Annotated in this window: 13 protein-coding genes; 5 read left to right on the top strand and 8 right to left on the bottom strand. The window is 36.5% G+C overall.

All coding sequences use genetic code 11. From position 1 onward, the window contains the following. The first annotated feature begins 134 nt into the window (after nt 1–134). The 5 genes from AC3QL1_RS17390 to AC3QL1_RS17370 all read left to right on the top strand — a co-directional run bounded on the left by AC3QL1_RS17390 (nt 135) and on the right by AC3QL1_RS17370 (nt 16439). Nucleotides 135–3995 carry a family 16 glycosylhydrolase gene (locus AC3QL1_RS17390; RefSeq protein WP_492493366.1) on the top strand — a complete coding sequence of 1287 codons (3861 nt, stop codon included), beginning with the start codon at nt 135–137 and terminating at the stop codon, nt 3993–3995. A 156-nt stretch (nt 3996–4151) separates the two neighbouring features. Then, entirely contained in the window at nt 4152–6815 is a 2664-nt protein-coding gene (locus tag AC3QL1_RS17385; RefSeq protein ID WP_492493364.1) for a beta-1,3-glucanase family protein, read from the top strand. Nucleotides 6816–6944: 129 nt separating this feature from the next. Next, nucleotides 6945–8579, top strand: a complete 1635-nt coding sequence (locus AC3QL1_RS17380; protein ID WP_492493363.1) for a glycosyl hydrolase family 18 protein — start codon at nt 6945–6947, stop codon at nt 8577–8579. A 656-nt stretch (nt 8580–9235) separates the two neighbouring features. Then, nucleotides 9236–12112, top strand: coding sequence for a carbohydrate-binding protein (locus AC3QL1_RS17375; RefSeq protein ID WP_492493362.1), 2877 nt, complete (start codon nt 9236–9238; stop codon nt 12110–12112). 259 nt (nt 12113–12371) lie between these two features. After that, entirely contained in the window at nt 12372–16439 is a 4068-nt protein-coding gene (locus AC3QL1_RS17370; protein WP_492493360.1) for a carbohydrate-binding protein, read from the top strand. A gap of 93 nt (nt 16440–16532) precedes the next feature. On the opposite strand, the gene AC3QL1_RS17365 is transcribed toward AC3QL1_RS17370, so the two are convergent. From AC3QL1_RS17365 to AC3QL1_RS17330, 8 genes are all read right to left on the bottom strand, one after another. Next, nucleotides 16533–17006 carry a hypothetical protein gene (locus AC3QL1_RS17365; RefSeq protein ID WP_492493358.1) on the bottom strand — a complete coding sequence of 158 codons (474 nt, stop codon included), beginning with the start codon at nt 17004–17006 and terminating at the stop codon, nt 16533–16535. A gap of 44 nt (nt 17007–17050) precedes the next feature. Beyond that, nucleotides 17051–17671: an OmpA family protein gene (locus AC3QL1_RS17360; RefSeq protein ID WP_492493356.1), complete on the bottom strand. Its 621-nt coding sequence runs from the start codon at nt 17669–17671 to the stop codon at nt 17051–17053. A gap of 245 nt (nt 17672–17916) precedes the next feature. Then, nucleotides 17917–18330 carry an arsenate reductase ArsC gene (locus tag AC3QL1_RS17355; RefSeq protein WP_492493354.1) on the bottom strand — a complete coding sequence of 138 codons (414 nt, stop codon included), beginning with the start codon at nt 18328–18330 and terminating at the stop codon, nt 17917–17919. A 130-nt stretch (nt 18331–18460) separates the two neighbouring features. Beyond that, on the bottom strand, nt 18461–18931 hold the full coding sequence (locus AC3QL1_RS17350; RefSeq protein ID WP_492493352.1) for a DUF6428 family protein: 471 nt from the start codon (nt 18929–18931) through the stop codon (nt 18461–18463). Nucleotides 18932–18990: 59 nt separating this feature from the next. Beyond that, a complete protein-coding gene (locus AC3QL1_RS17345) occupies nt 18991–19317 on the bottom strand; it encodes an ArsR/SmtB family transcription factor (RefSeq protein WP_492493350.1) in 327 nt (108 codons plus the stop codon). Nucleotides 19318–19467: 150 nt separating this feature from the next. Next, nucleotides 19468–20610 (bottom strand): cytochrome-c peroxidase, encoded by a 1143-nt coding sequence (locus AC3QL1_RS17340; RefSeq protein WP_492493348.1) that lies wholly within the window; start codon nt 20608–20610, stop codon nt 19468–19470. 85 nt (nt 20611–20695) lie between these two features. Further along, on the bottom strand, nt 20696–22165 hold the full coding sequence (locus AC3QL1_RS17335; protein ID WP_492493346.1) for a hypothetical protein: 1470 nt from the start codon (nt 22163–22165) through the stop codon (nt 20696–20698). Continuing rightward, entirely contained in the window at nt 22152–23639 is a 1488-nt protein-coding gene (locus AC3QL1_RS17330; protein ID WP_492493344.1) for a RagB/SusD family nutrient uptake outer membrane protein, read from the bottom strand. The genes AC3QL1_RS17335 and AC3QL1_RS17330 overlap by 14 nt, the downstream gene beginning before the upstream one ends. Nucleotides 23640–23642: the final 3 nt, after the last annotated feature.

The following is a 23642-nucleotide window of genomic DNA, read 5'->3' as shown; positions in this document are numbered from 1 at the left end:
TGTTAATAAGCTTTACTAACAAAAAAAAACAAAAAATGAAACAAAAAGACTTTTTTTCCGGCCGACCACCGGGAAGCAATTATTATTTTTTAAAGAGGTGCATTATTCTAATCTTATTTTTTCTTACACCTTTTTTGAAACTTCAGGCACAATGCAATACTTTAATTTGGGCTGATGAGTTTAATGGAACAACCGTAGATTTAACCAAATGGCAAAGTATTTCCGGAAACGGCTGTCCGTCGCTTTGCGGATTTGGAAATGCAGAAGCACAGCGTTACGATCCCAATCAGGCGACAATTGTAAAGGAAGGCACAAACAGTTATTTGAACATTCAGGCGAAATACGAGCCAAATTCACAATTTCCGCAACAGCCTTACGCATCTGCAAAACTAACTACCGAAGGCAAATATGCTATAAAGTACGGAAGAATCGAGGCGCGCATGAAATTATCAAGCGGAATGGGAGCGTGGCCGGCATTTTGGATGTTGCCGGCAGGAACTTCAAACTGGCCGTTTACGGGTGAAATTGACATCATGGAAGCCAAACACAGAAATCCAAAATCGATCGACGGAACGATTCATTATGACGGTGGCGGATATCATTTTACAGGAAGAAGTTATAGTTCGCCGACCGATTTATCAACAGAATTTCACGTTTATGCGGTAGAATGGGGACCGAATATTATTAAATGGTTTATCGATGGCAATTTATTTCATACTGCGACACCACAAACAACCGTAAATGGCGGATGGCCGTTTAACGATCAGCAGTTTTATATTATTCTGAATTTGGCTGTAGGTAGTTTAGGAACGCCTTATACAAGTGTAAACGGTGCTGGTGTTGAGCCAATTCCGGCAGATTTTCCGGCAAAATTACAAGTTGATTACGTTCGCGTTTACAGCGGAAGTTTTACGTACGGCGTTTTGGGTGATGCAAAAGTCTATAATAATGAAACGGGCAAAACCTATTCGATCAATGCTATTCCGGGTGCGACTTACAACTGGACAGTTCCTGCGGGCGCGACAATTGCTTCGGGACAAGGAACCAATACGATTACGGTAAACTGGGGAACTACGGGAGGAGATGTTTCGGTTGCCACGACAGTTTCAGGTTGTGCTTCAAATACTTATAAACTTGCCGTAACCACAGAAGTGCCTTTGCCGGTAGAAAAAATTCACGAAGATTTTCAGTCGAATCGAAATATAGTCTATGGCCTTAAAACGGGAGTTTTAACAGAAGCCACGGCAAATCCATCGGCTACGGGCGTAAATACCTCTGCTTTAGTGGGAAAATATGTTCGTAACGCCTCTGAATTATATGATGTTCTGAACATCAAAAACGTAGTCATCAGCAATGCAAATGATTATGTATACGGAAGAAAAAGAATGTCTTTTGATATTTATACATCTGCGCCGGTTGGAACTAAAATTTCTATGCAATTAGAAAATAGTTTGGTAACCACGGCAACTAATTTTCCGTCAGGAAGACACAGCGGTTACAAAGCCACTACAACGGTTCAGAATAAATGGGAAACGATCGAATTTGAATTCGAAAAAGTTATCGATCCCAATACAAGTGCATTGACTATCAATAATGTAGTTTTTCTATTTGAATCCAATTCTAATTCGGGAGCGACTTATTATTTTGATAATCTGCTCACAAAAGCAGCACCGGAAAAGCCAATTATTGCAACGGATGTTTTGCAAAACTATGACGGAATCAATAAAATCATTAAAGGAACTACAACTGGAACGTATTCTGTAGTAGCAAATCCTGGAGCTAATTCGGTGAATTCATCTGCAAATGTGGCGAAGTATGTTCGAAATGTAACGGAACAATATGACGTTTTATTTTTCAACACACAAAGTACGATCGAAGATGCAGGTTTACTAAAAAATCAGACCAATAAAATCATGATTGATGTGTATACTTCGGCGCCAATTGGTACGGTTGTAAGTCTGAATTTAGAGAATAGTGCGACATCGCTTCCGGCTAATTTTCCAACGGGAAGAAATAGTAATTATGTCGCGATTACCACCAAGCAAAATCAATGGGAAACACTGACTTTTTATTATAATTCAAGTCCTGACGCAGGAACTTCAAACCTGGCAATCAACCAAATGGTGATTCTGGCAAATTCAGGTTCTTACACAAATGATACCTATTATTTTGATAATATCAGAATTGGTACAACAAAATTACCGGACACTTTTACGCCCGGAGTTATATATGAAGATTATCAAAACACACATAATATTACCTTTAGAGACGCCATCGGAACGTATACGGCAAACGCTGCAAATCCTAACGCAAGCGGTATCAATACTTCTTCGAACGTGGGGAAATATGTTCGAAAAGCAACTGAATTGTATGATAACTTTTCGTTCAATACAACCTTAACCAATATTGGAGATTTCAAAGCAGGAACTAAAAAGTTTGCGATGGATGTGTATACTTCTGCGCCGGTTGGATCTATCATTTCGTGGCAGGCAGAAAGCAGCGCTTCGATTCCGTCGAATTATCCAGCGGGAAGACACAGTATTTATCAGGGAGTTGTAAAACAATCAAATGCGTGGCATACAGTAACTTTTACCTATGCAAGTGCACCGGATGCTTCGACTCTGGACAACGAAGTAAATCGTTTTGTGTTCTTGTTTGAACCGGGAACAAGTTCTGGAAATACCTATTATTTTGATAATTTAAGAGCTTTAAATTTAGTTTCTACAGAAAATCCTCCGGCAACTTTACCTGCGCCGTGGGTTAGTACAGATCTAGGTGCGGTAACTCCTGCGGGAGAAGCAACGCATGCCAATGGAACTTTTACCATAAAAGGATCCGGAAATGATATTTGGGAATCTAGCGATCAGTTTCAGTTTGTAAATCAATCCATTACAGGCGATGCCGAAATTATTGCAAAAGTAAATTCATTGACTAATACCAATACGTACGCAAAAGCAGGTGTAATGTTTAGAGAAACGCTTACGCCAACTTCTAAACATGCCATGACAGATGTTAGTGCTGCGGCAGGAGTAGAATTTTTAACCAGAGACGCAGTTTCGGGAGTTACAACGGCTACGGTAGCGGCAGGAACGGCTCCAAAATGGATTCGTGTTACAAGATCAGGAAACGTATTTACATCTTATACTTCAGATAACGGAACTACATGGACACAATTGGGCGCGCCAAAAACAATTGCAATGGCAAATACCATTTATGTGGGAATGGCGGTTACTTCTCACGCAAACGGAACTTTGACAACCGGAGTTTTCAGCGATGTTATTGTTCGAAATATTACAGCGCCTACTAATGTCAATCTGGCTTTGGGGAAAACCGCAACAGCTTCAACAGAAGAAAATGCGACTTATTCTTCGGCGAAAGCCACAGACGGTGACGCTACAACTACAAGATGGGCGAGTAGTTTTGCCAATGCAAGCGAATGGATTTATGTTGATTTAGGAAATAATTACAACATTAATCGTGTGGTTTTAAAATGGGAAGCAGCTTTTGCAACGCAATATAAAATACAGATTTCGACCGATAATGTTTTCACAGAAAATGAAACGGTAAACACACAAACGGCAAGCGATGGCGGAACTGATGATTTAGCGGTAAGCGGAACAGGAAGATACATCCGAATTTTATGTACGACAAAAGCTTTGGCACCTTACGGATATTCTTTGTTTGAAATTGAAGCTTACGGAAGTGCATCAACAGCCAAAAAAGCAAATGTTGTCGAAGAAGCTGAACTTGCCAATACAGATTTTGTTATGTATCCAAATCCTGCCAGTAGCTCCATTCAGGTTTCAGTACCGGAGAAATTAGACAATAAAGTTATTACGATTTATGATAATTCAGGAACAGCGATTATTCAAAGTAAAATTGATGCTGATGTTCTTGAAAGCGTGATTGATATTAGCAGACTGACAAAAGGAATTTACATTCTGAATTTTAAATCAGATCAAAAAAGCTGGACTAAAAAACTGATTAAGCAATAATTATAAGCCGTTGGGTGTAATGTGTTTTTAAAAATTTTTCGCGAATGATCAAACCGGAATTTAAATTTAAAAGGATAGCACCAGACAATTACACCTGACGGACATAATTAATTTGATTTGGAAAACCTATTTAAGCAACCCCAAAATAATTTAGATATGAATAAAATTAAACTTAGAATTTCTTTTCTGGCAACACTGTTTTTAGTGTTCTCCAATTTGATGTATGGACAAGGCGCCATACCTTTTACAATCACAAATAGTTCTACATTTAATGACAGCGAATTGTACGTTGCCATTGTGGGAATCGATTATACAACCGGAAATCACGTTTGGGTCAATGCCAAAACGAGTCAGGTTTTACCTATGAGTCCGTCTTATAATACTGTTACGGGACCTACAATTGGAGGAAATACCGGACCGGGACAAAACTCAAAATATGCGGCTTGTTTTACCAAGCTGAGTGAAATTCCAAATAAAACCTTCACTTTGCCTTTAATCGCTGGCTGCAGGGTTTTTATTGCCAAAGGACAACAATTGTATTTTTACTTTTTTGGTGCCAATGGCGCGCCTTCAGGATATACTTCGCCAAATCCTTTGAATGCTACAGATCCAAATCAGGGAATTTTATATGAAATCATCGAATTGACGAACAATCAATACGGTTTCTTTGGAAATCCTTCGAGAGTGGATTCTTATAAATACCCAATGGGATTAGAGTTATTTGGTGCAAACGGATATCAGAAAAAAGTAGGTGAACTTAAAAAACACGCTGATATTGTGGCGGCTTTTAAGGCAAATGTTCCATCAGAATTTCAAGGTTGTGTCAATGACGCAACAGGCGAAATTACAGCGCCTTCAAAAACGCCTGCTTTTGCAGATGGTTCAGGCGGAACTTCTGTAGGACCTCAGGCCAATTATATGAAGTCTTATATTGATGCCATTTGGAACAAATATAAAAATGAAGATTTAATATTTTACGCCGGAGATGCCGGAGTTTTTAAAGGAAGAGTTATTGGCGAACAACTGGAAATGGTAGGACAATCAGGTGGTTTTGTTGGCCGTACGGGACGTGTTCAAAATCGCCCGACAACTCAGGAAGCCCTTGAAGGAAAAGGTGTTCTGGACAGAAGACTGGTTGACGGAGATCTTGATCTTGTGATTCAGGCACAATTAACGGCGGCAATTAACAGACATGTTGTGAATACGACAACGCCAAATCCGGGTCAGCAAAATTGGTACGATGCTTCAAAATTTTATCAGGTAAGTCCAACGAACCATTATTCTAAATTTTGGCATTTGCCGGGCATCAGCATTGATAATCTGGCATACGGATTTGCTTATGATGACGTAGCCGATCAGTCGCCATCGCTTCATACGCCTCAGCCAACAAAAGTAATTGCTGTTTTTGGAGGATATGCCGGAACAGTGCCTTCGGTTCCAGCCACTACAGATGTGATCACGGTTTATAAAGATTGCAACTACACCGGATTTTCTGGCGGATTAACGATTGGTGATTATAATCTGGCACGTTTGAATACTTTAGGTGTTTTAAACGATGATATTTCTTCACTAAAAGTGGCAAAAGGTTTTCAGGCGATTTTATATCAGGATGATAATTTTACCGGAGCTTCAACCGTAATTAATTCTGATAATACTTGTCTGAACACAACATGGAATGACAAAGTAACCTCTATCCGAATTTTGGCAAACGGTGTTACAACTTTAGGAAATCAGACTTTCTTTTTGCAAAACAGAAACAGCAATCTCAATATGGATGTTTGGAATGCAAGTACGGCAAATGCTGCAAACGTGGCGCAGGGAACTCCGAACGGCGCTAACAACCAAAAATTTACCTTCACGCATTTAGGCGACGGATTGTATAAAATCATTGCCAACCATAGCGGACAATCATTAGACGTAAATAATTTTAATAAAGATAATGGTGCCAATGTAGAGCAATATCCATACAATGCAACTCCAAATCAACAGTTTGTTTTGGTGGCTACGGGCGACGGATTTTATAAAATTGTAGCCAGACATAGCGGTAAACTGGTAGAAGTTGCCGGTGCAAGCACTACAAATGGTGCCAATGTACAGCAATGGCAGGATAACGGACAAACTTGTGCGCAATGGAAACTGGTTCCGGCAACAAGTTCTCAAACTTCGGTTTTAATTCAGGCAGAAGATTATTCGGCTATGAGCGGCATTCAGGTAGAAGCGACAACAGATACAGGCGGAGGTTCGAATGTGGGCTACACAGAAACCGGAGACTGGTTGGCGTATAACAGTATTAATTTTCCAACAACAGGTTCTTATTTAATCGAATACAGAGTGGCAAGTGCAAGCGGAGGAAGATTATCTTCTGACTTAAACGGCGGAACTATTGTATTGGGCAATGTAGATGTACCGAATACCGGAGGATGGCAAAACTGGCAAACGGTTTCTCAAACGGTAAACGTAAATGCAGGAACGTACAATTTCGGAATTTATATTCAGAATACGGGAATGAACATCAACTGGATTAAAATTACAAAAGTAGGCGCAGGTTTAGCTGCAAAAACGCTTTCGACAGAAGTTGTTGAAGAAGCGCCGGAAACTGCCTTGAATGTATATCCGAGTCCTGCAGAAAACACACTTTATTTTACAACCGCTGTAAGTTCTGATGAAGTGAGTATTGTAGATGCTCACAGCGGAGTTAAGGTTTCAAAACAAAAAATCAACAATAATAGTGTCGATGTTTCTCATTTACAAAAAGGAATTTATCTGATTGTTTTAGAAAAAGATGGTCAAAGAACGGTAAAACGTTTTCTTAAAAAATAGTTTTAAAAGAGATTTTAGATGGCAGACTTAAGATTTTAGATTCAAACAATCTACGGTCTTAAGTCTAAAATCTAAAATTATTTTCTCCCCCGAAAATTACATATCTATTAATCTATTAAAAATGTTACTATGAAAAACAATTACAAAGTGATCCAAAAATGGATCTTGATTTTGGTTCTGGGAGTTGTCAATGTGTCAATGGCCCAAAAAAAAGTAATCGCTTACATTCCAAACTGGATTGATCTGAATTCATTTTCGAGCACTATTCAGTACAGCAAATTAACGCACATTAATATTGCGTTTGAAAATCCGGATGCCAACGGATATTTGACTTTCAATTCAGGATCAAATACAATTATTAATGCAGCACACGCACAAAACATCAAAGTTTTTGTTTCTCTTGGTGGAGGATCAGTTTCTGAAGGCGGCGCAATTAGAGACAATTATTTTAATCTGATTACGCCTGCCAACAGAACAGCTTTCATCCAAAAATTATATGATTATGTTGTAGCGCACAATTTTGACGGAATCGATGTTGATCTTGAAGGTCCGGCAATTAATGGCGATTATGGTGGATTTGTTATTGCTTTGGCAAACAAATTACACGCAAATGGCAAATTGATTTCGGCTGCACTTTCAGAAGGTTACGGAGGGGCAAATGTACCATCTTCTACTTTTGCGGCTTATGACTGGATCAATATTATGGCGTATGATGCAACAGGTCCTTGGGCTCCTGGAAGTCCTGGGCAGCATTCTCCGTACAGTATGGCTGTAAACCAGTTTAATTACTGGACAGGAAGAGGTTTACCGGCAAGCAAAGCCATTATCGGACTTCCATTTTATGGTTACGGTTTTGGAGCTTCTGCAAATCAGGGAATTTCTTATGCTAATATCGTAGCGCAATATCCGGGTGCAGAAAATTTAGATCAGGTTGGAAACACGATTTATTATAACGGAATTCCAACTATCAAAGCAAAAACAACATTTGCAATTCAAAATGCCGGCGGTGTTATGATTTGGGAATTATCTCAGGACGCTACAGGTTCAAAATCATTATTAACTGCCGTAAATCAGGTTATTACAGGAAGCCAGCCACCAACAGGAACCGGTACTTTAATTCAGGCAGAAAATTACTCTACAATGAGCGGAATTCAGGTAGAAGCTACAACAGATACCGGAGGAGGTTCGAATGTAGGTTACGCAGATACTGGCGATTGGATGGCTTATTATAATGTTAACTTTCCAACTTCAGGAAATTATGTAATTGAATACAGAGTAGCAAGTGCTGTTTCAGGCGGAAGATTATCTTCTGATTTAAGTGCCGGAACCATTCAGCTTGGCGCTGTTAATGTGCCCAATACCGGAGGATGGCAAAACTGGCAAACGATTACTCAAACCGTAAATGTAAATGCCGGAACATACAATTTCGGGATATATGTTCAAAATACAGGTTTTAATCTAAACTGGTTCAGAATCACAAAAGCAGCTTCAGGTTTGGCAGCAAAATCAGCGCCTTCAGAAGTTGTGGTAGAAGAATTTGTGGCTTTGAATGTTTACCCAACTTCTGTTGAAAGCACGCTTTTCATCACTTCAGATGTAAGCGGAGCCAATGCAAGTATTGTAGATTCTCAAACCGGAGCTGTTGTTTCAAAACAAAAGATCAATTCAAATTCTATTGATGTTTCTGGTTTAGAAAAAGGAGTTTATCTAGCTGTTTTTGAAAAAAATGGTACACAAACTGTGAGACGTTTTATTAAAAAATAAACTTTTCTAAAAGCGCTATTTCTTCTTTTTATCGAAAGAGGGAATAGTGCTTTTTTTAATTAAAATTGAGAATTAAAAATTAAAAATCTGCGCGATCTGCTATATCTGCGTGAGAAATTTTAAACACATAGAAACATAGGTTTTTTGACTTTGAAAGAAAAACTTAAAAAGAAACGGGTTTCTAAAACATAGCTATGTGCATTTAAACAAGTGAATCGCCTAATTTTTAGCTAAACAAAAGTCTATGTTTTTATGTGTTTAAATATTTAGCGAAAGATTATAAAGGTTAAAACAAAAAAATCTGTTTAATCTGCAAAATCTGCGAGAGAAAAAAATTCTCTATGATTTTTAAGTATAGTTTGTCATTTCGACGGAGGAGAAATCATATCCAGAGAGCGACGAACTGTGTGTCTTTACTTTATGTGATTTCTCCTTCGTCGAAATGGCAAAATGCGCTATGTGCATTTAAAAAAAGTGAAACGCCTAATTTTTAGCTAAACAAAAGTCTATGTTTCTATGTGTTTAAATATTAGCCAAAGATTATCAAAGATTAAGAAAAAAATCTGCAAAATCTGCGAGAGAAAAACACATTCCTATATGTTTAAAACAATCACAAATCATATATTAAAAAGTAATCCCCAAACCTCAAATATAATATGAAAAACAATTACAGATTTCGGTTAAGTTTACTCCTTTTTATTGCTTTTAGCAGTTTTGCCGTGGCGCAGACTTCTTTAGGTTCGAGTAAAACATTCATGAACAATTTAAAAAACGGACTGGCAAGTGCCACATCAAAAAGTACTGGCGAAAAAACTGTTTTGCTTCAGGCGGAGAATAAAAACTTCAATGGAAAAATCAATTACAAAGAATCAAATGCTTCAAGTGAGTTTTTGATTGGAGAAATCAAAAATGTAGAAGAATCTTCTTTTTACATCAAAGTGAAAGACAAATCACTTGAAGGGCACATTATTCTGAAGAAAACAAAAGAAGCTTATAAATATTACTCTGATGCAAAAGGAAATGCTTTTGTTTCTAAAGTAGATATCAATACGCTGATTTGTCTGGATTATAGAAATGTTCCTCAAAATACGGCAAAAACAACCGCTGTATCTGCGGCAGCAATTGCTCCGGCATTGTTGAATTTGCAAAGTTTGCCAGGTGCTGCGGGTTGTGTTATGTTAGATTTTGACGGTTATAATATGCCGGCCGGAAATCTATGGAATAACGGAAACGCCATTAATGCAGCACCATCCGGAATGAGCGATGCCGATGTGCAGCAGCATTGGGAAGTAGTTTCTGAAGATTACAGACCTTTTAGCGTGAATGTTACAACAAATGAAGCTGTTTTTAATTCATACCCAAGAAACAGAAGAATGCGTGTGGTGGTAACTCCAACCAATACTGCGGCCCCGGGGGCGGGAGGTGTTGCGTATATTGGTTCCTTCAATTGGGACAATGATGTGCCTTGCTGGGTATTTATTACTTCGGGTAAATCTGGTGGAGATGCCTCTGCGCATGAAGTGGGTCATACTTTCGATTTAGGACATGACGGCCGCACCAATCCTGCTGAAGATTATTTCGTAGGAATCAACAATACTTCTTGGGCGCCAATTATGGGTGCAGGATATTACAGACCTGTGGTACAATGGAGTAAAGGTGAATATGATTATGCCAATAACAAACAAGATGATGTTGCAACTATTGCGGGCACCAAATTTGGAGTTGGTTACAGAAGCGATGATTACGGAAACACAACGGCTTCTGCAGCAACTTTAGATTATAACGGAAGCGGTGCCATCAATCAAAAAAATGGAATTATTTCCAGCGAAGCAGATTATGATTTCTTTTCGTTTACAACAGGCGGAGGAAATGTTTCGATCAATGCCAATACCGTTTCAAGAGACGGAAATTTACACCTTTTATTAAGATTGTATAATTCGGCAGGAGCAGAGATGGGAACGTATTGGAACTCTGATCCGTTTGCTTTGAATGCTTCTATGAATGTGAATTTGCCTGCCGGAAAATATTTTATTGGTGTTGATGGCAATGGCGCCGGAAGTGCCGGTTATGGAGGATATTCGGCGTATGGTTCTATCGGAAGTTATTCGATTACAGGAACAATTCCGCCGGGAGGAAATATCGCGGCATCAACAGATGTGATTACGGTTTATAAAGATTGTAATTACACCGGATTTTCAGGCGGTTTAACGATTGGTGATTATAATCTGGCACGTTTGAATTCGTTGGGAGTTTTAAATGATGATATTTCGTCGCTTCGAATCACGCAGGGTTTTCAGGCGATTTTGTATCAGGATGATAATTTTACCGGAGCTTCAACCGTAATTAATTCTGATAATGCTTGTTTGAACACAACGTGGAATGACAAAGTAAGTTCGATTCGTATTTTGGCCAACGGCGTTACAACTTTAGGAAATCAAACCTTCTTTTTGCAAAACAGAAACAGCGGTTTAAATATGGATGTCTGGAATGCAAGTTTGTCTAACGGCGCCAATGTTGCCCAGGGAAATGCAAATACAGGAAATAATCAAAAGTTTACGCTTACACATTTAGGCGACGGATTGTACAAAATTATCGCTAATCACAGCGGACAATCTTTGGACGTAAATAATTTTAATAAAGCAAATGGTGCCAATGTAGAGCAATATCCGTATAACGGAACTACGAATCAACAGTTTGTTTTAGTGTCTACAGGCGACGGATTTTATAAAATTGTGGCCAGACACAGCGGTAAAATTGTTGAGGTTGCAGGAGCAGGAACGGCAAATGGCGACAATGTTCAGCAATGGCAGGATAATGGCCAGACTTGCGGACAATGGAAATTAATCTCTACAACGGGTGCTCAGACTTCTACCGTAATTCAGGCGGAAGATTATGCTTCTATGAACGGAATTCAAACAGAAGCGACAACAGATACCGGCGGTGGTTTAAATGTTGCTTATACAGATACAGGCGACTGGCTGGCGTATAACAACATCAATTTCCCAACAACGGGTTCATATTTAATTGAATACCGAATTGCAAGTGCTGTGGCCGGAGCCAAAATATCATCTGACTTAAATGGCGGAACTATTATTTTAGGCAATGTTGATATTCCGAATACCGGAGGATGGCAAAACTGGCAAACCGTAACCCAAACCGTAAATGTAAATGCGGGAACGTACAGTTTTGGAATTTATATTCAGACCAGCGCTGTAAACATCAATTGGTTCAGAATTACCAAAATTGGTGCTGCTGCGGCAACAAATCCTGTTGCTTCTTCTATTATTACGGAAGAAAAAGAAGTGGAAACGGCATTTAATATTTATCCAAATCCGGTTACCGAAACACTGTTCTTTACCAGAGATGTTACAGGCGGAAACGTTAGTGTAGTAGATTCTCAAACAGGAAATTTGGTTTTATCAAAAGAAATCAACGATGATAATCTGAATGTTTCGGGCCTAAAAACCGGAATCTATCTGGTTGTTTTTGAGAAAGACGGAGAGAAAACTATTAAGCGTTTTATTAAAAAATAAAATTTAACCACAAAGAACACAAAGTTTTTTTATCTCCTATTGCGGTTAGTAAACACAAAGTTCGCAAAGCTTTATCAATACAAAGCTTTGTGGACTTTGCGTTTTTATACTTTGTTGTCTGACAACTTTTTAATATTTAAATTGCAAGTTATTGCAAATATTTCTTTCAAATTTAACATTTAATTATTATTTACTGTAAGTTTAAACCTATTTATTCGTTGTAAATATCTATATTTGTTTTTGATAAAAAATAATGAATATGAAAAAAAATTACAGTTTTGAATTAAGTTTATTCTTAATTATTGCTTTTAGCAGTTTTGCCATAGCGCAGACGTCTTTAGGTTCGAGTAAAACATTCATGAATAATTTAAAAAACGGACTTGCAAGTTCGACTTTAAAAAGTACTGCAGAAAAAACAGTTTTGCTTCAGGCCGGGAATAAAGATTTCAATGGAAAAATTAATTACAAAGAGTCCAATACTTCAAGTGAGTTTTTGATTGGAGAAATTAAAAATGTACCAGAATCGTCTTTTTATATTAAAGTGATGGATAATTCCCTGGAAGGACATATTATTTTGAAGAAAACAAAAGAAGCTTATAAGTATTATTCAGATACACAGGGAAATGCATTTGTTTCTAAAGTTGATATTAATACTTTGATTTGTGTTGATTATAAAAACGCTTCCGAAAAAGTTTCTGAAAGCGTTACTAAAACAACGAATAAATCAGCAACAGCCAAAATTTCTCCGGAATTGCTCAATTTGCAAAGCTTACCAGGTGCCAAGGGCTGTGTTTTATTAGATTTTGATGGCTATTATATGCCTGCAGGTACTGTATGGAATAATGGTAATTCTATAGATGCAGCACCATCAACTATGAGTGAGGCAGAAATACAAATTAATTGGGAAGTTGTTGCAGAAGATTTCAGGCCTTTTAATTTAAATATTACCACAAACGAATCCGTTTATAATTCGTATCCTAAAAACAGAAGAATGCGTGTGGTTATAACTCCAACCAATATTGTAGCTCCGGGCACGGGCGGTGTTGCGTATGTTGGTTCGTTTAATTGGGATAACGATGTTCCGTGCTGGGTGTTTTTGTCTTCAGGCAGAAGTGCAGGGAAAACGTGCTCACACGAAATTGGACATACTTTTGATCTTAGCCATGACGGTTTAAATTCTGGTGAAGAATATTATAGTGGTATATCTAATACTGCGTGGGCACCTATTATGGGATTTGGTTCTTACCGACCTGTAGTACAATGGAGTAAAGGAGAATATAATAATGCAAACAACAAACAAGATGATGTGGCAATTATTGCAGGCACTAAATTTGGTATAGGATATAATGCAGATGATTATGGAAATACAATAGCTTCTGCAGCAAATTTAGATTATAATGCCAACGGAGTAATTAATCAAAAAAATGGTGTCATTTCAAATGAAGCCGATTACGATTTCTTTACGTTTACAACTGGCGGAGGAAATGTTTCGATCAATGCCAATACTGTTGCAAGAAATGGAAATATTCACCTTTTAATGAAATTGTATAATGCAGCAGGAGTTGAGATGGGAAGATATACTAATCCGGATCCTTTTGCTTTAAATGCTTCGATGAATATAAACTTACCAGCAGGCAAATATTTTATTAGTGTTAGTGGTACAGGAGCAGGCAATGTCGGCTCCGGTGGATATTCGGCTTATGGTTCTATCGGAAGTTATTCTATTAGCGGAACGATTTTACCAAGTGTAAAAGTAAATCCTTCGACAGATGTAGTTACTGTTTACAAAGATTTTAATTATAGCGGATTTTCCGGCGGACTGACAATTGGAGATTATAATCTTGAGCGTTTAAATTCTTTAGGAGTTTTAAATGATGATATTTCTTCGCTTAAAATAGCTCAGGGATTTCAGGCTATTTTATACCAGGATGATAATTTTACCGGAGCTTCAATAGTTGTCAATTCTGACACTGAAAGCTTGAACTCATCATGGAACGACAAAGTAAGTTCTGTTCGGATTCGGGCAAACGGAGTTACAACTTTAGACGCTCAGACTTTCTTTTTGCAAAACAGAAACAGTGGACTTAACATGGAGCTTCAGAATGTAAAAAATGAAGATCCAGCCAATATAATTCAGGCAAATACGAATAAAAATTATCAGCAATATAAATTCGCACATTTAGGTGACGGATTATATATAATCAATTCCGGTTTTACCAATAGAGCACTGACTGTAAATAACGCCAATAAAGCCAATGGTGTTACTATCGAAGAAAACTTATATGCTGGAAATGCAAACCAACAATTTGTTGTGGTTGCTACAGGCGATGGATTTTATAAATTGATTGCCAGACATAGTGGAAAATTAGTTGAGGTTGCGGGAGGAAGTAAGGAGAATGGCGCAATTGTGCAGCAATGGGAGAATACCAACCAGACTTGTGGACAATGGAAATTAATTTCAGCAATAGAACCGGATAATGCTACTTTAATTCAGGCTGAAGATTACTCTGCCATGATCGGAATTACAACCGAAGTAACAACGGATGTTGGAGGAGGATTAAACGTTACAAATGCAGAAATGGGAGATTCGTTGACGTATAATAACATTAATTTCCCGGGTACAGGTTCATATTTAATAGAATACAGAGTAGCGAGTGCTGTAAATGGAGCCCAAATATTTACTTACTTAAACGGACAAGCGCTTTTTTTAGGAAATGTTAATATACCGAATACTGGAGGATGGCAAAATTGGCAGACTGTTACGCAAACTGTAAACGTAAATGACGGCAACTATAATTTTGATATATACATTCAAAATAAAAGTTTGAACATCAACTGGATTAGAATTTCTAAAATCGAAACACAAACTTCGACTTTAATTCAGGCGGAAAATTACTCAGCTATGGATGGAATTAAAACTCAAGCTACAAAAGATCTTGGGGGAGGTTTAAATGTTACAACTGAAAAAAATGTTAGCTGGTTAGGATTTGATAAAATCAATTTTCCAACATCAGGTTCTTATTTAATAGAATACAGAGTAGCGAGTGCTGTAAATGATGCTCAAATATATCTCGATTTTAACCAGCAGGTAAATAATTTCGGAAAAGTTGATATTCCTTATACGGGAGGATTGCAACAATGGCAAACAGTAAAACAAAATATAAATGTAAATGCCGGAACCTATAATGTGGCACTTTACATCGTAAAAAATGCAAATGTCAACTGGATCAGGATTACTAAGTTAACTTCTCAGGAATCAACTTTAATTCAGGCAGAAGATTATGCTGCAATGGACGGAATCAAAACTCAGGTTACAACAGATGTTGGTGGAGGTTTAAACGTTACAAATGAAAAAAATGTTAGCTGGTTAGGATTTAATAAAATCAACTTTCCAACATCGGGTTCTTATTTAGTAGAATATCGTGTGGCGAGTGCTGTAGACGGATCTCAAATTTATCTTGATTTAAGCCAGCAAGTAAATAATTTCGGAAAAGTTGAGATACCAAATACCGGAGGATGGCAAAACTGGAAAACAGTAAAACAAACCATAAATGTAAATGTAAATGCCGGAACCTATAACGCTACACTTTACATTGTGAAAAATGTAAACATCAACTGGATTAGAATTTCTAAAATAGAACCCGAAACGACTGCTTTAATCCAGGCTGAAGATTACTCAGCCATGAAAGGAATTACAACAGAAGTAACAACAGATGTTGGAGGAGGTTTAAATATTACAGATGCAGAAATGGCTGACTCATTGCTGTTTGAGAATGTCAATTTTCCAGTATCAGGTACTTATACAATAGAATACAGAGTAGCTACCAACGGTACAGCGAAAATATTTCCTTACCTGAATAATGAAAGCATTTTTTTAGGAAATGTTGATATACTTAATACCAGAGGAATGCAAAACTGGCAAACTGTTACTCAAACTGTAAACGTAAATGAGGGAACCACTAATCTTTATCTACACATTCAGAAAGGTCCAGTAAATATTAACTGGATCAGAATTACAAGAGTTGGCAAAGCAGGTGTGGCAGCCGCTACGGCAAATGCTCCTGGAACTTCATCCATTATTTCGGAGCAAGAGATTACAGATGTAGAATTAATGATATATCCAAATCCGGTGTCAGATATACTTTTCTTTAGCACAGACGTAACAGGAGGAAATGTTAGTGTAATCGACTCTCAAACAGGAAGTTTAATTATATCACATAAAATCAATGACAATAATTTGAATGTTTCGGGTTTAAGAACCGGAGTTTACCTGATTGTTCTTGAGAAAGACGGAACCAAAACTATTAAACGTTTTATTAAGAAATAAAAGTTAGTTCTTAATTTTGAGTTATAGTTTAAAATTAAAAGGCTGTCTTAATTGACAGCCTTTTTTGTATAAAAAAGAATTCGAAAAAGTTATCTATTTTTTTGTTTTGTCCAGTTCGCCAATAAACGGAATATCATCCTGAACCGCAGCTCTTATTGTGGTTTGAAAATATTGTTCTAACTGAATGAATTTTGCCGCATTAATGGGCCCAATTGCTTTTTTGGCTTTGCCATAGGTTTTAGATAGAAGTTTTTCCAGATCGACATTGTTTTTTAAATTATTTTTTGCCAGTTCATCTGCTTTTTCATCTGTTATTTTATCATAATTGATAGCGTAATCGTTTATGATTTGAATTTTTTTCTGTCCCAAAGTTTTACGTTCTGTTTCATAACTATCATAAACAGCCTGAAATGCTGTTGCTTGTGGTTCCGACAAATTCAAATAATCTTTTATAATATCTCCTTTAGATTTTCCGTAAAGGCTTTGAAGTATTGCCACATCATCTGCCGATTGCGCAGATAGGAAAGTAGAAACAAGAAGGGCTGACAATAGAAATAATTTTTTCATAGTTTGTAGTTTATTTTAGTTGAAAAACATTTGATGGTTATTTTTTATTTACTGAAATCATAACTTAGGGTTGCACCCAAACCAAATTGATAAGTTGATACATAATCTGTTACGCCTACAACTCCGATGTAAGTCCAGTAATAGCTATTACCCACTGCGGCAGACATCGATTGTAAATAGGCATTGAGGTTTATAGAAATCGGCGAGCTTGTTGTAATTTTCACCCCTAATTTTGCTTCCCAGGCAAAATAGGTTCCTGATCCACTTTGTGGAGTCTCGAGAATCGCAACACCAGCTCCCGCTCCAAGATAAGGAAGCAATTTATCAGAACCGGCATTAAAATAATGTGCATAATCAACTAAAATATAGTTTATTGCACCTTTGTCATCTCCAGCATTTATTTGGTTTCCAAGCGGACCATATAGAGGCAATTTAGTATCCAATCTGTTGTATTTTAATTCTACAGAGCTATTGTCTATAAAAAAATACTCTAAACCGGCGCCATATTCAAAACCGTCTTCTACATAACCGTAGGTATCATCATATTCTACTTTATCCTGAAAGGCATAACCGCCATATAAATTAAGCAGAAATGAATTTGAAGTTTGTGCTTTTGCAAAAAATGAAAATAAAAAAACAACGAGAAATAAATTATACTTTTTCATAATTTTAGCTTTTAATTTGATTTGTAATTACTTGGGGTCAAAAGGTTTAACTGATAATTTGAAATGATAAATCAAAATTAATTTTACTTTATTAAAAAAAATATTTAAACGCTGTAAGTTGGTTTCACTTTAGAAAATGAAACAAGATTATAGTGGAATTCGTTCAATAGAAAGAATAAAAAAAGCCCGTTCCATATCAATGAAACGGGCTTTTTTTATAGTTAAGTTTAATAACATCAAACGTTTCAGTCAGTGACTGAAAATGTACTGCAGTATTCTTTTATAGTTTCTCTAACTGACCTAAATTCCTGTAAAATGGCTTCTTCGGTTCCTGTTGCTTTTGCAGGATCATTAAAATTTTGATGGAACTTTTTTGCTTTTGTTGGAAAGAACGGACATCTTTCTTTGGCGTTATCACAAACCGTAAGTATAAAATCAAAGTCAATGCCTGCATATTCATTAATGTGATTAGAAGTATGGTTTGAAATATCTATTCCATCTTCTTTCATTATTTCGATCGCTCTTGGATTTACTCCGTGAGTTTCAACGCCGGCGCTGTAAACTTCGGCTTTATCTCCTAAAAAATGTCTCAAATAACCTTCTGCAATCTGGCTTCTGCAGCTATTTCCCGTACAAAGCACTAAAATTTTTTTCATCATATTTAAACAATTAACCAAATGATATTGATAATGCAAAACTTCGGCTCAAAGCCAAAAATAAGCTGCAGTACAATAACAGATGTTGTAATAATAATTGGTTTTTTATATTTGATAATGGTCTGCTGCATAATTAACAACAACCCGAATTTGGCGAACAGGAATTTGAAGAATCACTTTGCAGCTCCATTAGTTTTATTTTTTGTTTTGGCTCGATTCCGCAAGCTTCGTGTGCCAGACAGGCAGTTTTTTTATTTTTCAGAATAAAATTTTCACCATTAAATTCTAAATCATAACGGCCGATAGTTTCGTTTTGATATTCTACTTCAATTTCAAAATCTTCAATTCCAAGTTTTTCTTCAGAAAGATTTATGATGTGCAAAAGTTTGCCTGGCTTTAGACGATGTTCATAATCATTGGCATTCCATAGTTGAAAATTTACCGATTTTTCATTGCGGATAACGCCTCCGCAATCGATAAAATTTTTAGTTGTAATTCCCACTTCTGTAACGTGAAAATGCTCAGGAACAAAAGTTCCGTTTTCCAGTTGAAAAGCTACGTTTTCTAAATTTGGAAGTAATGTTTTAATTTCTGATAATTTCATGACTTAACTTTTTATAGTTATAATGCAATATTGCGATATAGTGTAGTAAAAAAATGCTTTTAGCAGCATTTTTGATCTTTTACAACTGAAATAATATTCGAGAAATAATCCTTTAGAATAGCAAAAGTATTTTCGTCAATGCAATAACAAATCGCATTTCCCTCGATATTTCCTTTTATAAGACCTGCGTTTTTTAGTTCTTTTAAATGCTGAGAAACAGTAGGTTGGGCTAATGGTAATTCATTTACAATGTCACCGCAAATACATTCATTTACTTTCAAAAGATATTCAATGATCGCAATTCTGGCCGGATGTCCCAATGCTTTTGCAATGATAGCAATTTGGTTTTGCCTGTCTGTAAAATGATCTGTTTTAGTGGCTCCCATAATCCAATATTTTAATATCGCAATATTACGATAATAACTTTAAAAACAAAAGATATTTTTAAATTAATTTTAATATGAAATAAAAAACCTGTTTCAAATAAATGAAACAGGCTTTGAAATTGTGGAACTTTGGGGCGCATTCACAATTTGTTATTTTGGTAATGTTGGTATTATAATTCGCCTTGTTGGCGTACTCAACGTTTCTATAAAAGCCAGTAAATCACTTATTTCTTCTTTGTTTAAATCCAGTTTTTTTAGCATCGGATCTGTTTTTGGAATCAGGGAATCTCGTGCTGTTCCCAGATATTTTTTCTGAACAGGAGAAGGGTTTCCTCCATTATACAATTCGACAACATCTAAAAGAGACGGAAAATGTCCGTGATGCATCCACGGTTTTGTGTTGGCAACTTCACGAAGCGTTGGCGTTCTGAATTTACCAATATCTTTTACGTCTTTGGTAACATTATATCTTCCAAAATCTTCATTTTTTGTTCCGAATAAAGTCTGACCGTCGTTATGAAACTGATTATCGCTAAAATAAGGCGTGTTATGACAATTGATGCATTGCGCTTTGGTTCTGAACAAGTGTAATCCTTTGACTTGCTGATCTGTATAAGCTGCAGATTTTCCGCTTACAAACTGATCAAATTTACTTTTCGGACTGTTTATTGATCTTTCAAAAGTCGCAATTGCGTACTGAATTCGTTGCAGATTCACTTTTTTATCGCCAAAAGCAGATTCAAAAAGTGGTTTATAACCTTTTACTTTCGCAATTTTATCAACGGCAATGGTTAGTTTTTCATTCATTTCAAGTGCGTCACCAATCGGGAATTGTGCCTGATCTTCCAGGCTTGAAGCGCGTCCGTCCCAAAATAAAGTTTTCGCGTAAGCAGAATTTAAAATCGTCATCGAATTTCTTTTTCCCGTCTGGCGATCGTGACCAAAAGAACGCGTTAAATTATCTGTCCAGCCCAATTCCGGATTATGGCACGAAGCGCAGGCAATTTGTCCGCTCAGGGATAACCTTGGATCAAAAAACAATATTTTCCCCAACGCTTCTTTTTCTTTCGAATACGGATTGTAATCGGGATACGGAACTGCAGGCAAAACGCCAATATCCTGAAATTTAGACTTATCTACATTTTCATGCAATTCTGCAGCCGGCCATTTCGAAGAATCTCCGCTGGAATACAGTTTTCTTAATTCTATAATATCGATATAATCCGGTTCTTCAACGCTTTTGTAAGCCGTTAAAATAAGGAGTAAGAATAGAGGGAGTATTAAGGTTTTCAATTTTCGTTTTGTTTTTGATTTGTTTCAAGTTTCAAGTTTCATGTTGCCACAGAACATGAAACTTGAAACATGAAACTTTTTTAGTTTAAAGCGCAACCTCTTTAGGACATTCAATGCTCAAAGCCGCTGGTTTTGGATAAACTCTGTTGTTGTACATTCTGTATTGTGTCGAAACGGTTCCTCCGAAAAGTTTGTCGTTTGTTAGTTTTAATTCGAAAGAAATTTCAAATAAACCGGCGCTAATTTCTTTGTATGTTCCTTCTCCGGAAATGGCAATAATATGCGTATTTGTGGCACTGGATCCAATCGTCAAATCTTGTGGAATGACCAATACGGTTCCCTGTGTTTTGCTGTTTCCGTTTTCAGGGAAAAATTCTAAAGCAGAAGTAATATTAAAGCCCGGAGAAACGGCAGCAGAATTACTTTCGTTAGAAAACCATCTTTTTAAACCAAAAGAATTGACTGTATTTGCTCCGGTTGCAACATTAAAACCAATTTTGAAAGCATCGTAATAAACATCGTCATTTGGATTTGCTGTTCCTTTATCACTGTATAAAATCGCATTTTCGTTGTCTTTTGTTACCACGACCGGAAAAGTTAAAGCATTGAAAGTTTGCCATGTACAAGTTCCGTTGTTGTTAAACCAATGTTCGCCATAAGTCAAATAAAAGGCATTCGTTGGATCAGAAAATTTTGAAGCCGGATAAGCGTTAATATCTCTTGGAGATTTTATTGGTTTTACAATAGTTAAGCCTGTATTTCCTGTCGCAACATAATTTGGAATATTAATTAGGTTAATTTTTGATTCATAACGCGCATCATCATTTTGAATATCTTCTAATAAAGTCAAATGATACGTTATGGAGCTTCTGTTATCTCCAAAATCATCATGCGTTAAAAAATATTCAAAACCGTTTGTGAATTTAAATATGGAAGCATTTTCAATTTCTGAAGGAATAAATCCGTTAGGGAAATTGACCTTAAAATCGATTTTTTCACCCATTTCTCCTTTTACAATAAAATCTTTTACAGGAAATGTATAGTAAGTAGTTGCTTCGCCTAAAGTGATAGTGAAAATATCATTTAAGCCAGCCGTATTTAAATTTCCTATGTGGATATTTGAATCTGATGTATTTTCTAATTTTAAGGAAATAGTTTGTTTGTCTTTCCATCTTTTATCAAAAGATACATAAATCGTATCTGTTAACTTATTGCCTTGAAATAATAATTCACTCACAGGTTCTACCGTAAAAGTATCTGGATCTCCGGAAGTAGCGGTACTAAAATTAGCCGTTACAGGATTTTTTAAAGTCGATGAAGTTAGCGTAACCGAAACCTTCAATATTTTTACTGATTTATTTTCATACGCTGCAGATGGTATTATGGTTGTACTTACTGCAGGATATTCTAACGGTGCTCCGGCAGAATTTACCATAAAATTAAAACGTATAAAGGGATCGATGTTTTTCGATTCCAGTTTATAATCATCTTTAGAACAAGACGAAAATAAGATTACAATGAGGCTTAATGCGGATATAATTTTAGTAAGATTCATTTTGTTTTAAGTTTGAGTTAAGACTTATATTTCTGCGGGGTATAGGTAATACGTATTTTAGAGATGGATAGTTTATACTGCAAACTAGAGAAATACAGCCATCATTGCGGGAAACATCTCTCCTGGTTCTGGCAATATCAAAGAACAAATGCCCTTCAAAACAAAATTCTTTTCTGCGTTCCAGAAATAATGCTTCTGAAATATTGCTGTTATCAGTAAGTAAGGTAGCTTTTGCTCTGGCTCTGATGGTATTAATATCCTCTCTTGCCTGATCCGCATTATCCAACCCGATTGCAGCTTCGGCACGAATTAAATATTGCTCACTTAACCTAAAAGCTACATAACCGGGATTATTCTGAAATTTTTTAGTAAAATTATAGTTTCGCGGAACCGTTTGTAAATTGACAATTGTTGGGATTGATTTTGTTAAGAACAGCTGTTTTCTAATATCGGTACTTTCATATAAATTCACTAAATCTTCTGATGCAGCATAATTACCGTAGCTTGTAAGAGAGATATATCCATATGTTGCAGACAATGATGATGCGCTTGTAGCTCCATCTTCGTTTCTTGGAATAGAAAATTCTAACAAAATTTCTGAGACAGGAAGATCAGGCTGTTCCCATTGTGCTACATAATTGTCTGAATTTACTAAACTTACACCAGAATTTATAATAATATCATTTGCGGTATCGTAGGCGTTTTTCCAGTCTTTTTTAAATAAATAAACTCTTGCCAACAAAGCTTTAGCGCTGTTTTTATTAAAATAGGAATACGAAGGTCCGCTAAGTGATGCAGTATCAGAATACAAATTTAAAGCGGCTGTAATATCATCGATGATAAAAGCATACGTATTGGCGACTGTTTCTCGTGCAGGATATGTAAGTTTTTCATTTAAGGAAGCCTTACTGTAAACAACTCCTAAATGAGATGCATCTGCAGAATAATCATAATTTTGAGTATAGATCTGGCTTAGTAAAAAGTGAATATAAGCTCTAATGGTTAAAGCTTCTGCTTTAATTTGGTTTTTCTCTGCTGCGGTTGCATCGGGAAGGGCATCAGTAAATTCTAAAAGTAAATTGGTTTGGTTGATGATAGCATAACAACTGCCATAAAAACCGGCTAAATTTGAATTGTCTGCCTGATCATCAAAAGAATAAAATCCGGCAACATTAGAATTTATGGTAATTTGGCCATTAGACGTAATTGAAGTGCTTATTGTAGGTGTAAATTTTAAATTTCCGCCCTGTAAATCAGCATAAACAGAATAGGGTGCAGGTCGCAAAGCACCTTCAACTGTAACATAAAGACCTCTCATAGCTTGCAATACGCCTTCTTTGTTTTTTAACTGTTCTGTTATAGAGGTTTGTGAACCAGGTTCCTGTTCCAGAAAATCACTACAGCTTTGCATCAAAAAAGCAGCAGCCAGCAGTAAAGTGAATTTAAGTTTTATAATATGTTTAAAATTTCTCATTTT

The sequence above is a fragment of the Flavobacterium sp. GW823-FHT04A11 genome (assembly GCF_058796535.1).
This window is presented reverse-complemented; position numbering and strand designations above follow the sequence as displayed.

Bases quoted from the DNA above. Each gene is read 5' to 3' on its own strand.
- AC3QL1_RS17385 (WP_492493364.1), top strand. From the start codon at position 4,152: ATGAATAAAATTAAACTTAGAATTTCTTTTCTGGCAACACTGTTTTTA.
- AC3QL1_RS17380 (WP_492493363.1), top strand. From the start codon at position 6,945: ATGAAAAACAATTACAAAGTGATCCAAAAATGGATCTTGATTTTGGTT.
- AC3QL1_RS17375 (WP_492493362.1), top strand. From the start codon at position 9,236: ATGAAAAACAATTACAGATTTCGGTTAAGTTTACTCCTTTTTATTGCT.
- AC3QL1_RS17370 (WP_492493360.1), top strand. From the start codon at position 12,372: ATGAAAAAAAATTACAGTTTTGAATTAAGTTTATTCTTAATTATTGCT.
- AC3QL1_RS17365 (WP_492493358.1), bottom strand. From the start codon at position 17,006: ATGAAAAAATTATTTCTATTGTCAGCCCTTCTTGTTTCTACTTTCCTA.
- AC3QL1_RS17360 (WP_492493356.1), bottom strand. From the start codon at position 17,671: ATGAAAAAGTATAATTTATTTCTCGTTGTTTTTTTATTTTCATTTTTT.
- AC3QL1_RS17355 (WP_492493354.1), bottom strand. From the start codon at position 18,330: ATGATGAAAAAAATTTTAGTGCTTTGTACGGGAAATAGCTGCAGAAGC.
- AC3QL1_RS17350 (WP_492493352.1), bottom strand. From the start codon at position 18,931: ATGAAATTATCAGAAATTAAAACATTACTTCCAAATTTAGAAAACGTA.
- AC3QL1_RS17345 (WP_492493350.1), bottom strand. From the start codon at position 19,317: ATGGGAGCCACTAAAACAGATCATTTTACAGACAGGCAAAACCAAATT.
- AC3QL1_RS17335 (WP_492493346.1), bottom strand. From the start codon at position 22,165: ATGAATCTTACTAAAATTATATCCGCATTAAGCCTCATTGTAATCTTA.
- AC3QL1_RS17330 (WP_492493344.1), bottom strand. From the start codon at position 23,639: ATGAGAAATTTTAAACATATTATAAAACTTAAATTCACTTTACTGCTG.